This is a genomic window from Leucobacter sp. wl10, from assembly GCF_003569785.1.
In the GTDB taxonomy this organism is placed as follows: domain Bacteria; phylum Actinomycetota; class Actinomycetes; order Actinomycetales; family Microbacteriaceae; genus Leucobacter.
Genome location: NZ_KZ984012.1, coordinates 12,278 through 26,754, shown reverse-complemented (window position 1 = coordinate 26,754; position 14,477 = coordinate 12,278). Strand labels below are relative to the sequence as shown.

General features: G+C 68.9%; 14 protein-coding genes and 1 tRNA gene. 12 read left to right on the top strand and 3 right to left on the bottom strand.

Annotated features, from left to right (window positions below; genetic code table 11):
• Positions 1–67 precede the first annotated feature (67 nt).
• The 9 genes from D1J51_RS16350 (at position 68) to D1J51_RS16310 (ending at position 9,440) form a co-directional block, all read left to right on the top strand.
• The gene (locus D1J51_RS16350; RefSeq protein WP_017882755.1) at positions 68–415 is read left to right on the top strand and encodes an ArsR/SmtB family transcription factor; all 348 of its coding nucleotides are present in this window, start codon (positions 68–70) and stop codon (positions 413–415) included.
• Between the two features lie 365 nt (positions 416–780).
• On the top strand, positions 781–3,429 hold the full coding sequence (locus D1J51_RS16345) for a hypothetical protein (RefSeq protein WP_017882754.1): 2,649 nt from the start codon (positions 781–783) through the stop codon (positions 3,427–3,429).
• Positions 3,430–3,560: 131 nt separating this feature from the next.
• Entirely contained in the window at positions 3,561–4,562 is a 1,002-nt protein-coding gene (locus D1J51_RS16340) for a DNA-processing protein DprA (protein ID WP_017882753.1), read from the top strand.
• A 68-nt stretch (positions 4,563–4,630) separates the two neighbouring features.
• Positions 4,631–5,179, top strand: a complete 549-nt coding sequence (locus D1J51_RS16335) for a hypothetical protein (RefSeq protein ID WP_017882752.1) — start codon at positions 4,631–4,633, stop codon at positions 5,177–5,179.
• Between the two features lie 26 nt (positions 5,180–5,205).
• On the top strand, positions 5,206–6,981 hold the full coding sequence (locus D1J51_RS16330) for a TraM recognition domain-containing protein (protein WP_017882751.1): 1,776 nt from the start codon (positions 5,206–5,208) through the stop codon (positions 6,979–6,981).
• 22 nt (positions 6,982–7,003) lie between these two features.
• Positions 7,004–7,486 carry a single-stranded DNA-binding protein gene (locus D1J51_RS16325; protein ID WP_017882750.1) on the top strand — a complete coding sequence of 161 codons (483 nt, stop codon included), beginning with the start codon at positions 7,004–7,006 and terminating at the stop codon, positions 7,484–7,486.
• Positions 7,483–8,070, top strand: a complete 588-nt coding sequence (locus D1J51_RS16320; protein ID WP_017882749.1) for a hypothetical protein — start codon at positions 7,483–7,485, stop codon at positions 8,068–8,070. The genes D1J51_RS16325 and D1J51_RS16320 overlap by 4 nt, the downstream gene beginning before the upstream one ends.
• Positions 8,054–8,254: a helix-turn-helix domain-containing protein gene (locus tag D1J51_RS16315; RefSeq protein WP_017882748.1), complete on the top strand. Its 201-nt coding sequence runs from the start codon at positions 8,054–8,056 to the stop codon at positions 8,252–8,254. Before D1J51_RS16320 ends, D1J51_RS16315 begins: the two co-directional genes overlap by 17 nt.
• Positions 8,247–9,440: a tyrosine-type recombinase/integrase gene (locus tag D1J51_RS16310; protein ID WP_017882747.1), complete on the top strand. Its 1,194-nt coding sequence runs from the start codon at positions 8,247–8,249 to the stop codon at positions 9,438–9,440. The genes D1J51_RS16315 and D1J51_RS16310 overlap by 8 nt, the downstream gene beginning before the upstream one ends.
• A gap of 232 nt (positions 9,441–9,672) precedes the next feature.
• On the opposite strand, the gene D1J51_RS16305 is transcribed toward D1J51_RS16310, so the two are convergent.
• Positions 9,673–9,746: transfer RNA gene (locus tag D1J51_RS16305), tRNA-Pro, on the bottom strand.
• Between the two features lie 183 nt (positions 9,747–9,929).
• Positions 9,930–10,367 carry a pyridoxamine 5'-phosphate oxidase family protein gene (locus tag D1J51_RS16300; protein WP_119076980.1) on the bottom strand — a complete coding sequence of 146 codons (438 nt, stop codon included), beginning with the start codon at positions 10,365–10,367 and terminating at the stop codon, positions 9,930–9,932.
• Between the two features lie 113 nt (positions 10,368–10,480).
• Between D1J51_RS16300 and D1J51_RS16295 the strand changes: the two genes are divergently transcribed.
• Complete coding sequence (locus D1J51_RS16295) at positions 10,481–11,371, top strand: NUDIX domain-containing protein (protein ID WP_119076978.1); 891 nt, start codon at positions 10,481–10,483, stop codon at positions 11,369–11,371.
• A 111-nt stretch (positions 11,372–11,482) separates the two neighbouring features.
• Here D1J51_RS16295 and rraA read toward each other — a convergent pair whose 3' ends face one another.
• A complete protein-coding gene (rraA, locus tag D1J51_RS16290; RefSeq protein ID WP_119076977.1) occupies positions 11,483–11,953 on the bottom strand; it encodes a ribonuclease E activity regulator RraA in 471 nt (156 codons plus the stop codon).
• A 181-nt stretch (positions 11,954–12,134) separates the two neighbouring features.
• Here rraA and D1J51_RS16285 point away from each other — a divergent pair, with 181 nt between their 5' ends.
• Both D1J51_RS16285 and D1J51_RS16280 read left to right on the top strand, forming a co-directional pair.
• The gene (locus D1J51_RS16285) at positions 12,135–12,791 is read left to right on the top strand and encodes a TetR/AcrR family transcriptional regulator (RefSeq protein ID WP_119076975.1); all 657 of its coding nucleotides are present in this window, start codon (positions 12,135–12,137) and stop codon (positions 12,789–12,791) included.
• Entirely contained in the window at positions 12,788–14,341 is a 1,554-nt protein-coding gene (locus D1J51_RS16280) for an MFS transporter (RefSeq protein ID WP_119076974.1), read from the top strand. The genes D1J51_RS16285 and D1J51_RS16280 overlap by 4 nt, the downstream gene beginning before the upstream one ends.
• Positions 14,342–14,477 lie beyond the last annotated feature (136 nt).

The window sequence follows — 14,477 nt, the reverse complement described above, 5'->3', positions numbered from 1 at the left end:
AACATCAATAGGTAATATGTTTCCATGACGTATCGACAAATGTCAATACGTCGGGCAGGATGGAACCATGACCCGCACCCAGACCACCACCGAAACGCCCACCGTCGCGTGCTGCGCGCCGGGCGTCCAGCCGATCACTGACGAACACGCGGCCGACCTTGCCCGGGTATTCAAGGCGCTCGGCGACCCTGCCCGGGTGAAGCTCTTCTCCCTCATCGTCGCTTCCGCCTCCGGCGAGATGTGCGTCTGCGATCTCACTGACCCGGTGGGTTTGTCACAGCCGACGGTGTCGCATCATATGAAGCTCCTCGTCGACGCGGGGCTCGTCACTCGTGAACAGCGCGGACGCTGGGCGTATTACGCGCCCACGCCCGGCCCGCTCTTGGCCGCGACGCGACACCTTTCGGAGGTGTGAACGCAAAGAGATCCGGTCTATGACCGGAACAACGACCAGAAGACCTATAGGGCAGTCATCCGGGCCATATTTTCCACCGGCTAGGCTACGGCCTGTTCGCCTGGAATACGGCTTATGCAGGTGAGCACTCTAGCAGCGCCTTGTCACTGTCAGCGAGAAGGTTGGGCTACTCAGGTACGCCGTGCCCCGCCCGTCTCGGGGCGATCCGTGTGGCCAGTGACGGTCGCGAACATTCCCTCCTGCATTGACCCCACGCATTAGTCATAAGAGCCGACCGCACCCTACTTAATGAGCAGGAGGCGCACCTGACTGTTGGCCGTCCTCAACTCTGGCGGCGGCACTCGTTCACTCAGTCAGGAGTTCTCATGTCGCATACCGTTCTCGTGCCACCCGATACCGCGCCACCGCCGGGGCGAGCCGTCGCCCGGCTGTCGGCGATCCTCACCGTGCTGCTGATGCTCTTCGGGGGCCTGTTCTTCACTCCGGCACCCGCGCAGGCCGCGACCCTCGGGGTAGGGTACGGCAACGAGGATCTGTGGCTCGGCAGCTTCGCAAGCCACGGCCGGCAAGCGTACTGCATGGACCTGCTCGCGCTGCCGCCCTACGGCAGTACGCAGCATCCGGAGTTGAAGACCACACTCGATAGCCTGAACGAGACGGAACTGGCACGGCTCAACTACGTCATGGGCCGGTGGGGTGAATCGCAGGACCCGAACATCACCTCAGCAGTGCAGATGTACGTGTGGGATGTCGCCGACCACGGCAACTACGTGGGCCAGGGCGGTGACGGGCACTTCGTCACCCGGGTGCCCGCGAACGTGCGGGCCACGGTGCTCGCGAACCTCGCCGCGATGCGCGATGCCGCGGCGGCGAACGCGGTCGCGAATCCGTCGGTGTCGATGTCGATTCAGATGGACGACCAGTACCACGGACAGCTCACCATCAGCACGAACCCCGCCACTGCGACCGGCACCGTCACTCTCACCGGCGGCATCTTCGCGAACGGTTCCGCGACCGCGACGCTCGGCGCGGGCACGCATCAGATCGTCGGCACCCCCGCCGAGGGGGCTCCCGAATACCGGATCGAAGCGAAAATGTCCGCGCCTGCGGTCGGGTACGGCGCCGGCGTCGACCTGTTCTACACCCCTGGTGAGCAGCGGATCCTCGGAACCGCGTCCTTCGAGCCGCTGACCGCGACCGCGCAGTCCCCGGTGATTCCGCTGGACTTCCAGCCGATCATCGAAACGCAGGTGTCCTCGAAGTTCGTGCAGGCGGGTGATCCGATGCTGGATGACCTCACCGTGTCGGTGACCAAGCACTCCTGGATCAAGATCGACGGCCAGCCCGTGCCGGTGGTCGCGGAGGGCCGCCTCTATGGTCCATTCGATTCTCAACCGGCTGAGGCGAACGCGCCACCTGCGGGTGCGCCGCTCGCCGGCACCGAAGAGCTCACCCTCACCCATGCCGGTCACTATGTCTCGCCGGGCACGATCATCGCGCCCGAGTCAGGGTTCTACACCTGGGTGTGGTCGATCGACAAGACCGCGCAGGGCGACTGGGGGAAGTACCTCACCGATTCCTTCACCGACAGGTTCGGGCGGGTCGCAGAGACCAGTGTGGTGCCGTTCCAGCCGGAGGCGGTGTCGCAGGCGAATGGCCGGCTGGTGAAGCCTGGCGATGAGGTGACCGACACCATCACGGTCGCATCCACGAACGGGGCCTGGCTGGAACAGAACGGCGAGCCGATCCCGGTGGTCTTCGAGGGCTCCGCCTACCAAATCCCCGGCACCCTGCCGCCAGCGCAGAGCACGGAGATTCCTGCGGGTGCGGTGCCGCTCGGCACCGTCACGGTGACCGCGACCGGGCCAGGCACCTACACCTCACCGAAGGTGACACTTCCGGATGCGGGGTTCGTGACCTGGGTGTGGGAGGTCAAGAAGAGCAGCCAGCCGGAATGGGTGAGACCGTTCATCGCCTCAGACTGGCGCGACGACTACGGCATCAACGTCGAGACGCACAGCGTCCGCTGGCCCCTCACCATCACCTCGGAAGTCCGGGAGTACAACGTCCACAAGGGCGGGCGAGCGTTCGACCGGATCACCGTCAGCGGGTTCCCCGAAAACCATCCCGAGTTCGAGGGTGACGGCTACTGGCAGCCCGACGCGAAGGAACTCACGCACACCGTCTACGGCCCGTTCGCTACCGATGCGGAGCTGACCGAGGATATGGAGCTGGATGATGCGCCGGTGCTGACCCGGATCACGACGCCGGCGAAGAACGGGGTCTACGACATCGGCTACGGCGAGGACGATCGGATTCAGCCGACGGAGCCCGGCTACTACGTCGTGGTGACCCATTTCGAGGGCGACGACCGGGTGCAGCCGTTCACGTCGTCGCCGGCTGACATCTGGGAGCGATTCTTCGTCCCAGGGCCCGAGCAGCCGCTCTCGGTGGTAACGCAGGCGCAGGCGCAGGCGTTCGTCGGCGACCCCTTCGAGGACACCGCACTCGTACAAGGCTCCGCAATCCCCGAGGGCGCGTACCTGGTATTCCGCGCCTACGGGCCGCAGCTCGCAGGCGAAGACCCCGTGTGCGAGGTGCCGTTTTTCGTTTCGGAGCAGATCGCCGTAACCGAGGCCGGCCACTACCGCTCCGGTACGACGAGCACCGATGCGGCCGGGAACGTGTACTGGGTCGAGACCCTGTACGGGAAGGACGGGAACGTGCTCGCCGAGGGCCGATGCGGCGCGCCGGGCGAAACGACCGTCGTGAGCGTACGCCCGCCGGGTACCCCGGAGACGCCGACGCCGGACAAGCCGGAACTGCCTGAGCTGCCGCCGGAGCTCGCACTCACCGGCGGCACCGCCTGGGGTGCCTGGGTCGGTGGCGTGGCGGCCGTCCTGCTCCTCGCGGCCGGGGCGACGCTCTGGTTCGGCCGGAAGCTGGCGCTCCATCGTGAGCGCATGCAGGACGAGGACGAGGAGGTGACGATCGACGAACTCATGAATCAGTAACGCACCCCCACAGGACGGGCGGAACCCGCAGACCCCTACCCCCAGGTCTGCCGGCTCCGCCCGTCTCTCATGTCGTCGCTGACGCACCTCATTCCTGTAGACGGTCACACGAAAGATGAGGAGGGCCGACGATGGCGACGTTCTCGGAGGACATGCTCACCCGGATGGAGCTGACGGCGCTCGCCGAGCCCGGCAACCCGGTCACGGGCCAGCTCGTGCGCGCGATCGGGCTGAGCGAGACGCTCGCCTTGATCCGCGACTCGGGTGCGGCGATCCCCGCCGCGGTCGATCCGCTCCAAGGGGTCCGGTGGCGGCAAGCCGCCGCCACCCGCCAGCGCGACGCGCTCCGGGATCAGATCGCCGACCTCACCGACCGGCACGACTTCCGGGTGCTCACCCCAGGTGGGGCGGGGTGGCCGGTCGCGCTGAACGATCTCGGGGATCGGGCACCGCTCCTGTTGTGGGCGCGCGGGAACCCGGAACTCCTCACAGCCTCCGTGTCGTCGCGGGTGACGATCACCGGGGCCCGAGCCGCGACCGCCTATGGCGTGCACGTCACGCAAGAGCTCGCGGAAGACCTGGCCGAACTCCCGCGTATCATCGTCTCCGGTGGCGCCTACGGCGTCGACGCCGCCGCGCACCGCGCCGCCCTCACGACGGGTCCTGCCTCCACGATGGTCGTGTCTGCCAGCGGGCTCGACCGCCCGTATCCCGCCGCGCAGGCTGAGCTGTTCGAGCGGATCGTGGTGCAGGCCGGCATCCAGATCAGCGAGACCCCGCCCGGGCACAGTCCGTCGCGGGAACGGTTCGTCGCCCGCGCCCGGCTCCTCGCAGCGCTCAGCGGGGCGACGATCATTCCCGAGGCCGGAGCGCGCTCGGGGTCGCTGCTGGTCGCGGCGCGCGCGTTCGAGCTTGGCCGTCCGGTCGGTGCAGTTCCGGGCCCGGTCACCTCGGCATCGTCGGCGGGCTGTCACCGGCTCATGCGGGAAGGCATCGCCGAGACCGTCACCCGTGCCAGTGAAGTCGCCGAGCTGATGGACCCGTCGCCGTTCCCGCTCGCCCCGGCCTATCAGCAGGTCGCCCGCCGCGCCGCACCCGAGCACAGCCGCGCTGCACGCCGCTTCGCACTCTGACCCACCCCTCAGCCGCCCATACTCTCGGGCGGCTGTTCCTTCATCCACTCAATAGGAGAACTTTGCCGATGTCGAAGCGTGCCCGCTCGAAGACCGACCCGACTGCCGTGGTGATGGTGCGTATCGTCGTCGCCGAGGACGGCACCCTCTCGGTGACCGTGGACGGGGCACCGTATCTGCCGCCGGAGTTCTCGCCGCCGTGGCGGCGCTCCGCCTACCCGCACATCGTGGACGCCATCAGCCAGCACACCGGCCAGACCCTCCGCGTCGATGTCATCGAGATCGACGGACGAGTCATCACCGACTACCGCACCCCACCCAAACCCAGACCTGTGATCCCCGAGCCAGCCGCAGCCCCCGTGGCGGCAGCACCACAGCCTGCCGCACCGGCGGCCGCGCCTGTAGAGGCGGTGCCTCAGTTTGCGCAGCTCGCGGGCACAGGCTTCGTTCCCGGTGAGGATGTCGCGGTCGCGGTCATCATCTCCCACACCGAGACCGCACCCGACGGGATCGCCCGCGCCCTCATCGACTCGCGTTACCTGGCGGCGTGCCAGACGGGCGAGGCGATCCTCGTGGGCCGCATCTCCGGCACCCTGGTACTCGGGCGGCCCGAGTGAGCGGGCAGCTCCGCCCGACCGGCTCGATGGGCGACGAACTCACGAACGCCGCGCTCGTCGCCCTCGCGCTCCTCGGCGTGACGGCGGTGCTGCTGCGCGTCGCGGGCAGCATCGCCGCGTTCCTCACCGGCACCCCGCAACCCGAAGCCGGCCTCGGAGCCGGCGCAGCCGTGCTCCTGAACCCCGGCGACCCCGCCGCCGCGCTCGACGCGCCCGGCCTCAACGTCGTCGTCTACTGGATCGTCACGGGGCTCCTCATCGCCGGCAGTGGTGTCGGGGGCTGGTGGGTGTGGTCCGCGATCCGGCACCACACCCGCCAGCAGGCGCTCGACCCGTACCGGATCGTCGGTGTCGCGACCCGCCGCGAGGTCGCACAGGCAGGCTCCGTCAAGGCGCTCCTCGCCCGCGCCGGGAACCTCCGCCCCTCACTCGATCATCCCGAGCCCGTGGAGGTCGGCTACCGGATCGGCAGCTCGCGCGGGGTCGAGGTGTGGGCGTCGGTCGAGGACTCGATGCTGCTCATCGGGCCGCCCCGCTCCGGCAAGGGCGTGCACATCGTCATCAACTCGATCCTCTCCGCGCCCGGCGCGGTCATCACGACGAGCACGCGCCCTGACAACGTGACCGCCACGATCACAGCCCGGCAGCGTGTCGGTCCGGTCGCGGTGTTCGACCCGCAGCACCTCGCCGACGGCATCCCCGCAGGACTGCGCTGGTCACCCGTGCGCGGGTGCAGCGACCCGCTGACCGCGATGATCCGCTCCGCAGGTCTCGCCTCCGCGACCGGGCTCGGGAAGGGCGGGGTCGAGGGCGGCGACTTCTGGGAAGCGAAGACCCGGGTCGCACTGCAATGCCTCCTCCACGCCGCAGCCCTCGACGGCCGACAGCCCGCCGACCTGTTCCGGTGGACGCTCGACCCCGCCGCAGCCGGGGATGCCGTGTCGATCCTCGCCGCCCACCCGCGCGCGGCCGGCGGCTGGGCCGAGGCGCTGCAGGCGATGCTCGAATCCGACCCGCGCACGATGGACTCGATCTGGCAGGGCGTCTCCCTCGCACTCGCCGCGCTCGCCGACCCGCGCGTGCTCGACGCCGTAAGCCCAGGCCCCGACGAAGTATTCGACCCCGAGACATTCCTCGAGCAGAAGGGCACCCTCTACCTGCTCGCAACCGCGGCCGGAGCGAACAACAGCGCGCCTCTGGTCGCGGCGCTCATCGAGGACGTGGTCGAGGCCGCCCGCCGGCTCGCGGCACGCAGTTCAGGCGCGCGTCTCGACCCGCCGCTGTTGCTCGCGCTCGACGAGGTGGCGAACCTGTCACCATTGCCGTCTTTGCCGACGCTCATGGCTGAGGGCGGCGGGTCGGGGATCACGACCATGCCCGTTCTGCAATCGCTCGCACAGGCGCGGGAGAAGTGGTCAGAGAATGCCGCGTCGGCGATCTGGGATGCCGCGATCGTGAAGATCATCCTCGGCGGCGCCTCGAACTCGAAAGACCTCCAAGACCTGAGCACCCTGATCGGGGAACGCGACGAGATCACCGACTCCACCACCGTCGGCGATCACGGCTCACGCTCAGCGCAGCGCTCGATCCGCAGGGTGCCCGTCATGCCGCCCGACGTGATCCGCCGCTTCCCATTCGGCACCGGCCTCGTGCTGCTGCGCTCCGCTCCACCGATCGTCGCGCGCCTCCGCAGGTGGACCGAACGCGCCGACGCGAGGCAACTCACTCAGGATCGGGCAGAGGTCGAAGCCCAGCTCCACCACCGTCAGACCCCAGGCCAGGCGGGAGCACCTTCCGAATAGAGGCGGCACACCGGGTGCCGCAATGAGCGAGGAGGTCGTGACGATGGAGATCCGTTCAGAGCCGTCGATCCGAGGGTTTCTCTCCCGAGCACCGGAGCAGAAATCGAAGCCAGGAGAGGTTTTCCTACTGGTCGCGCAGATCGGGCAGAAGTTCCGTCGCCGCGAGGACGATGGCACCTTCACCCAGGTCGGTTCCGCATACATCGACCTGATCATGATCGGAGACAAGGCCGAGGAGGCCTTCGCGGATTTCGTCAAGGGCGATGATGTCGTAGCCATCGGCGAGTTCACGAAACGACAGTACGAGCAGGACGGACAGCGAATCGAGCGCCCTCAGTTCCGCGCCTCCCGGCTCCTCCTCGATACCTCCCGTGCCCGATATACCGTCGAGCGCACCCCGCGCCAGCTCGCACCAAAGACGCTCACGGCGGCGGAGGTTACGGCGGTGGAGTTCCGCTCGCCCGAACCTCGGCGTGCGAGCGGACTGGGGAGGTCAACACGATGACCGATGAGCCGACACAACCGGACCCAGAGGCCAAAGTCGAGATCGAGGACATCGACCTGTACGACGAGCTCATGGCCGGGATGGCGCTTCCCGAGCCGCCGCGTCCGATCAACTGGAATCTCCTGACCGCCGGAGACGCCGAGGCAGAGTGGCTGGCGCTAAACCAATGGGTGGACTGGCTACGGAAGACCTACGGGCTGCCCGCCTCAGTTGTGCCGCCGTTCTGGCACCGTCATCCCGAACTCGTATGGGAGCTCTCGGCGCTGCACCTGCACTGGTGCGCAAGCTACGATCCCGAACAGTCGGCCTCTGGGCCGATTGCCTGGCACACGGACTTCGCAGCGGCACGCGACCGGCTCCGCGAATGGGTCGTCACCTCCGGCACTCGGCTTGATCGCGACCGTCCGACACGGCAAACGGCCTGGCCCGGTGAGAAACCGCAACCGCCGCTCGAGGACGAGACGATCCCGAACCGGACCGAGGATTTCGTCGCGTTCGTCGCCGCCGACGTGCAGGCACGTCAAGACATCGAGGATGCATTCGGCCGAGCGCGACGGGCGAGCGACCATGCCCGCGGCGATTGACGCTGTCGAACCTCTCTGGAACTCGCAAGAGGCGGCGGAGTTCCTGAACGTCTCGCAGGCCACGCTCTCGCGCTGGCGACGCGAGCACGAGGGGCCGCCGTTCGTGCAGGTCGGCGGCATCGCCCGCTACAACCCGCCCACAGTGCGAGCCTGGGTGCTGGAACGCGAGGGAACGCATGGCTGACCCGCGCAACCACAAGATGCCCCCGATCGGGGTGAAGCTCTCCACGAGCATCGAGAGCCGCGGCAGCGGCTACCTCGCGCGCGTGCGCTGGACCGACCCGCAGACCAAGAAACGGCCCAGCCGATCCGAGTTCGTCGACACCCCGGAAGAAGCGGAAGCGTTCTTCGAGAAGCTGCAGCAGGCGACCGAGACCGGCGCGAACATCCTCATCACGTTCGCCGACTATGTGGAGTCCATCGGCGAGCGCTGGCAGCGCGGCCTCGACCCGACTTCGACAGCCTCCGGCTACGAGATCAGCCTCCGGCTGCGAGTGGTTCCCGCGCTCGGGCATCTGCAAGTCAGCCGCATCTCCACCGGCCTGATCGACCGCACCATCGACCAGTGGGAGACCGAGTTCGGGCCGTCAACAATCAAAACCTCGATCGCGGCTCTCGTGCGCGTCCTCGACGTGGCGGTGCGCGACGAGGTGATCCCATCGAACCCTGCCAAGAATCGTGCCCGCCGCACGCTCAGTCAGCAGTCGGCGCTGACGCCCGGCTCGCTGCGAGCCCTCGCCGTCCCGGACATGGAGACGCTGAACAAGATCGCCGATGCGTGCGCCAAGGTGCATCAGAGCTATTCGGATCACGTCATGCTCTGCGCCATGCTCTGCGCTCGCGGTTCCGAAGTCGCCGGGCTCGAAGTCGGCGACATCGACTGGGTAAATCGCATCGTGAAGATCGAACGGCAGATCTACCCCGGCAAGGGTGGCCTCGTAGCGAAGCAGACCAAGGGCCGCAAGGAACGCTATGTGCCGATACTCGACCCGCTCGAACCCATCCTCATCCGCCTCTCAGCAGGCAAGGAACCTGGCGATCCGCTGCTACGCGGCCCCCGTGGAGGGGTGCTCACCACTGCCACCGTGCGCGACGCAACGAAGTGGGATGAGCTCGTGACGAACCTCGGCCTGCCGAACCTCACCCGCCACGGCCTCCGGCACACCGGAGCCACCTGGCTCGCGGACGCCGGCGTGCCGCTTCATGTGCTCCAGCGCATCCTCGGCCATGCCTCCATCGAGACGACCAAGGGCTACCTGCACCCCGATCACCGGCACCTCAGCGAAGCTGCGACGCTCGCCAACCAGTTCTTCGCCAGCCCATCGAAGAGGAAGGAGACCACCGAGAAACCCCGCGGGCGACAGCTCTAGATTCGCTTGCCCCGGCATCCTGGTCAGGGAAGGGCCGGGAGCATCGTGCTGCCCGGATTTTGGCCCACTAGATTTCCACTTTTTGGCCCACTAGCTTGCTAGACAGGCCGGAACGAGCAGCGATCACGAGCGGGTCCTGGACCCGATTTTGGGCCCATTCCGAAGCCCGGCGAAGGTCACCAGAAACGAAGGAAGCCCTGACGAGAAATAGCTTCTCATCAGGGCTTTTCCGTCGGGATGACAGGATTTGAACCTGCGACCCCCTGACCCCCAGTCAGGTGCGCTACCAAGCTGCGCCACATCCCGCTATTCAGTTATAAGTCTTCGATTTGGGGCTACTGCCGTTAACCCCCAGTCAAGTGCGCTACCAAGCTGCGCCACAGCCCGCTGCCGCCCCACCCTCGCGAGGCAACCCCTCCATCTTACCCATACTCCGGGGGCGCAGCTGACCACTCCGCCAACCGGCGCGGGAAGCACAGTGGGGCCGCGCTACCCCTCCTGCTGGTCCTCGCGCCGCGGCTCGGGGCCGAACTCGAACGCCCGCCCCGTGAGGCCCTCGACCTCGACGCGCACGAAGGTCGGCTTGAGCGTCGACACGAACGGCGTCAGGGGCAGCTTCTCGACAGACGCGATCTCCGTCTCGCTCTCGATCGCCCGCGCGTCGCCCCGCACCACGACGCTCCACCCCTCGCTCTCGTCGAACTCGTCGACCTCGAAGAGCACCGAGCTGTTGATCGTCAGCTCCACCAGCTTGCTGCCGGCCGCGGTGCGGAAGACGACCGACTTGCCGTCGACCACGAAGTTGATCGGCACGACATCGATCACCTCGCCCACGCTGGTGACCAGGCGCCCCACGCGCTGCGTGCCGAGCCGCGCCCAGCACTCGCTCTCCGACAGTTCGACGATCGACTTCTCGCTAATGCCCATACTCCATTCTCACGCGAAGAGCCACAGGAGGGAAGAGACGCTCGAGACCGCGACCCGCATCACCGCGCACGACACCCCTGCGTCCTCCGGCCCCGCCCCGCTACGCTGAGAGCATGAGCGACCTCCGAAACCCCGGCGACGCCTGGGTCACCGCGTCAGACGGCGGGCGCTACTGGGGACGCTTCGGCGCTGCCGGCCTGCTCGCCCACGACCGCGCGCTCGACGCCATCCTGCTGCAGCACCGCGTCACCTGGAGCGACCACGGAGACACCTGGGGCATTCCCGGCGGCGCCCGGCACGAGGGCGAGGCCGCGATCGACGGTGCGATTCGCGAGTCGCAGGAGGAGGCCGGCGTGCCCGACCACGCGGTCACGCCCCGCTACACGCACGTGCTGGATCGCGGCGGCTGGACCTACACGACGCTCGTCGCCGAGGTCACCGCCCCCTTCGAACCGCGCATCACCGACCCCGAGAGCCACGCGCTCGAGTGGGTGCCGGTCGCGGAGGTCGACCTCCGCCCGCTGCATCCGGCCTTCGCCTCGAGTTGGCGGTTGCTGCGTCCGCTGCTCACCGCGTCTCCGGCGGTGGTCGTCGACGCCGCGAACGTGATCGGCAGCGTTCCCGACGGGTGGTGGCGGGATCGTCGCGCCGCCGCCGAGCGGCTGCGCGACCGGCTCGAGGTACTCGCGACGCACAACGGCGGGATCCGCGCCGGTTTTCTCGACCTCACCGAAACCCGCGTCTCCGGGATCGACCGCGCATTCCCCGAGTGGGTGATGGTGGCCGAGGGCATCGCTCGCGGCATCGACAGCAGCCCGCACGTGCGCGTCGTCGACGCCCCCGGCCTCGGCGACGACGCCATCGTCGCCGAGGCCTCCGCGTTCACGGCGTCGGGCCGCGCCGTCACCGTGGTGACGAGCGACGCCGAACTCCGAGCGCGCGCCCACGCCACCGGCGCCGCCACCCGCGGCGTCAGGAAGCTGCTGAGGCTGCTGCCCGAGTAGCGATTGTCCGCGCGGCGCGAGGCCGCGGTCGCGCACGGGTGCACGAGCGACACCGCAGCGCGCGGCACAAACGGCGTCGGTGCGCGAACGGCGTCGGCGGGCAGGATCCCGCTACGGCTCGACGAGGATCCCGTCGTCGTCGCACCACACGGTCGCGCCCGGGCGGAAGACGACTCCCCCGATCTCGACGGGCACGTCGGCCTCCCCCTCGCCGGTCTTGCCCGACTTGGCGGGGTTGGAGCCGAGCGCCTTCACACCGAACGGCAGCGTGCCGAGCGCCACCCGGTCGCGGATCGCGCCGTTCACGATGAGCCCCGCCCAGCCGTTGTCGACGGCGAGGCTCGCGATGATGTCGCCCACGAGCGCGGTCTCGAGCGATCCGCCCCCGTCGACCACCAGCACGGCGCCGTCGCCCGGACCGCTCAGCAGCTCCTTGATCAGCGCGTTGTCCTGGAAGCAGCGCACCGTGCGCACCGCGCCGCTGAAGCCGCTCATGCCGCCGATGTTCTGAAACTGCAGCGACACCGACTGCAGCTTGTCGCCTCGGGCGTCGTACAGGTCTGCAGTGCTGATCTGCGACATAGTGGGTTCTCCCTCCGGGCCGGCGCGCTGTCGGCGCCTGGTAGGCACCACGCTACCCGGATCCTCCGACAAACGCGCCAGGCGAGCCACACGAAGAAAACTTGCCCACCGGCCGACGTTCCTGTACATATGTACATGTACATATGTACATCTATCGACCTCGCCGGAGGAGACGCGAACGATGCCGCAACCCGCCACGACCGCGACCCCGCTCGCACCTCAGGCCGCTCCTAAACGCCGCGACCCCGAGGGGCGCCGCCGCACGATCCTGTCCGCCGCCGCAGAGCTGATCGTCGAGAGCGGGGCCGCCGCGCTCACGCACCGCGCGGTCGCCGCCCGCGCGCAGGTGCCCCTCGGCTCGACCACGCAGTACTTCGGCTCAATCGACGAGCTGCGCGAGGCGGCACTGCAGCAGCTCTCCGACGAGATCGACGAGGAGCTGGCCAACCTGGAGCCCTTCCTCAGCGAGTTCGTCAACGATCCGGATCGGGCCGTCGCGCAGTTTCTCGAGTATCTCCACGACACCCGCGTGCTCCAGGCCGACATCGCGCTCATGACGACCGGGGTCACCGATCCTCGCTTGCGCCCCCTGGCGCTGCGCTGGTTCGACCGCCTCACCGACATGCTCGCGCAGCACATCGGCCGCGAGCGCGCCGCAGCCATCGCCGTCTACCTCGACGGGGCCACGATGCACGCCGGCCTGCACGAGCAGCCCCTCGAGCACCACGAGATCACGCGAGCGCTGCGCGCCCTCGCCACGATGCCAGTCGATGCCGGCCCGCCTCCCTCCGCATCGACCACCCAGACCACAGCCGATCCACCACAGGAAAGATCATGACCTCCCCCATCCCAGCCGCAGCCGCACGCACCGCGCCGCCCCTCAACTCGAGGCGCCGCTGGGCGGCGGTGGCCGTGCTCACCGCGAGCCTGCTCGTGATCACGATGGACATGACGATCCTCAACATCGCGCTGCCCGAGATGGCGGCCGAGCTGCACCCCACCTCCGACCAGCAGCTCTGGATCATCGACGTGTACTCGCTCGTGCTGGCGGGCCTGCTCGTCTCGTTCGCAGCGATCGCCGACCGCTGGGGCCGCAAGCGCATGCTGCTGCTCGGCTACTCGATCTTCGGCGCGGCCTCGCTGCTCGTGCTGCTCGCCGGCAGCGCGGAGGCGGTCATCGCGATCCGCGCGCTGCTCGGCGTGGGCGGCGCGATGATCATGCCGATCACGCTGTCGCTGATCCGCGTCATCTTCACCGACCCCAAGGAGCGCGCCACCGCCCTCAGCATCTGGGCCGCGGTCTCGGGCCTCGGCGCCGCGGTGGGCCCGCTCATCGGCGGCCTGCTGCTCGAGCACTTCTCGTGGCAGGCGGCGTTCCTCATCAACGTCCCGCTCATGGCCGCCGGCGTCATCGCTGGGCTCGCTATCCTGCCCGAGTCGCGCGTGCGCGTAACGGGTCGCTGGGACGCCCTCGCGGCTCTGCTCTCGCTCGCCGGCATGACGCTGCTGGTCTGGGCCATCAAGACCTTCGGCAAGGAGGCCAGCCTGCTCGTGCCCGAGGCCCTCGCCGCGTTCGCGGCGGGCGCGGCGCTGCTCGCCTGGTTCGTCGCGCGCTGCGTGCGCAGCGACTCCCCGCTGCTCGACCTGCGGCTCTTCCGCAACCGCGAGTTCTCGGCGGGCATCGTCGCGGCGCTCGGCTCGATGTTCGCCATGGCGGCCGCGCTGCTGCTCATCGCGCAGTGGATACAGCTCGTCGACGGAGCGACGCCCGTCGAGGCGGGGGTGCGCCTCTTCCCGATCGCGATCGCGGGCGCCCTTGCCTCGCTCGCCGCTCCCCCGCTGGCGCGCAGGATCGGTGCGCGCGCCGTGCTGGCCGGCGGGGTGAGCCTCGCGGGCGCCGGCATGCTGATCATCGCGCTGCAGCCGGGGACGCTGACCACGCTCACCGTGCTCATCGCGCTCACGCTCGTGGGCGCCGGCACGGGATCCCTCGCCATCGGATCGGCGATGATCATGCACGGCTCACCCGAGGAGAAGGCCGGCAACGCGGGCGCGCTCGAGGAGACCTCCTACGAGCTGGGCGCGGTGCTGGGCGTGGCGATCCTCGGCAGCATCTCGGCGCTGATCTACCGCGCCGAGCTCGTCGGCAGCGGCGCTCTCGCGAGGCTCGACGCGACGACGGCCGGGCAGGCCGAGGCGTCGCTGGGCGCCGCGGTGGCGATCGCCGGCGAGGCTCGGCTGCCGGATCTCGCGTACCAGGCGGGCACGGCCTTCACCCACTCGCTGCAGGCGACCGGGATCGCGGGAGGCCTCATGATGCTCGCCGTCGCCGCGCTCGTGTTCTTCATGGCACCCCGCGGCACCGATGTCTCCGGGGCCTCGCACTGACGGGGATCCGGGATCCGCGCCTCTGATTCGCGGTCCTCGCCCGCGGCCCTGCCCCGGAGCCCCGACCCGGAACCCCGACCCGCGGCCCTGCCCCGGAATCCGTGTGCGCCTTTTGGGCGCTTCGCCGCAATGGATG

Excerpts from the sequence above, each read along its gene's own strand:
- D1J51_RS16310 (WP_017882747.1), top strand. The coding sequence starts at position 8,247 with ATGGCTGACCCGCGCAACCACAAGATGCCCCCGATCGGGGTGAAGCTC.
- D1J51_RS16285 (WP_119076975.1), top strand. The coding sequence starts at position 12,135 with ATGCCGCAACCCGCCACGACCGCGACCCCGCTCGCACCTCAGGCCGCT.
- D1J51_RS16295 (WP_119076978.1), top strand. The coding sequence starts at position 10,481 with ATGAGCGACCTCCGAAACCCCGGCGACGCCTGGGTCACCGCGTCAGAC.
- D1J51_RS16325 (WP_017882750.1), top strand. The coding sequence starts at position 7,004 with ATGAGCGAGGAGGTCGTGACGATGGAGATCCGTTCAGAGCCGTCGATC.
- D1J51_RS16315 (WP_017882748.1), top strand. The coding sequence starts at position 8,054 with ATGCCCGCGGCGATTGACGCTGTCGAACCTCTCTGGAACTCGCAAGAG.
- D1J51_RS16330 (WP_017882751.1), top strand. The coding sequence starts at position 5,206 with ATGGGCGACGAACTCACGAACGCCGCGCTCGTCGCCCTCGCGCTCCTC.
- rraA (WP_119076977.1), bottom strand. The coding sequence starts at position 11,953 with ATGTCGCAGATCAGCACTGCAGACCTGTACGACGCCCGAGGCGACAAG.
- D1J51_RS16300 (WP_119076980.1), bottom strand. The coding sequence starts at position 10,367 with ATGGGCATTAGCGAGAAGTCGATCGTCGAACTGTCGGAGAGCGAGTGC.
- D1J51_RS16350 (WP_017882755.1), top strand. The coding sequence starts at position 68 with ATGACCCGCACCCAGACCACCACCGAAACGCCCACCGTCGCGTGCTGC.
- D1J51_RS16335 (WP_017882752.1), top strand. The coding sequence starts at position 4,631 with ATGTCGAAGCGTGCCCGCTCGAAGACCGACCCGACTGCCGTGGTGATG.
- D1J51_RS16320 (WP_017882749.1), top strand. The coding sequence starts at position 7,483 with ATGACCGATGAGCCGACACAACCGGACCCAGAGGCCAAAGTCGAGATC.
- D1J51_RS16280 (WP_119076974.1), top strand. The coding sequence starts at position 12,788 with ATGACCTCCCCCATCCCAGCCGCAGCCGCACGCACCGCGCCGCCCCTC.
- D1J51_RS16340 (WP_017882753.1), top strand. The coding sequence starts at position 3,561 with ATGGCGACGTTCTCGGAGGACATGCTCACCCGGATGGAGCTGACGGCG.
- D1J51_RS16345 (WP_017882754.1), top strand. The coding sequence starts at position 781 with ATGTCGCATACCGTTCTCGTGCCACCCGATACCGCGCCACCGCCGGGG.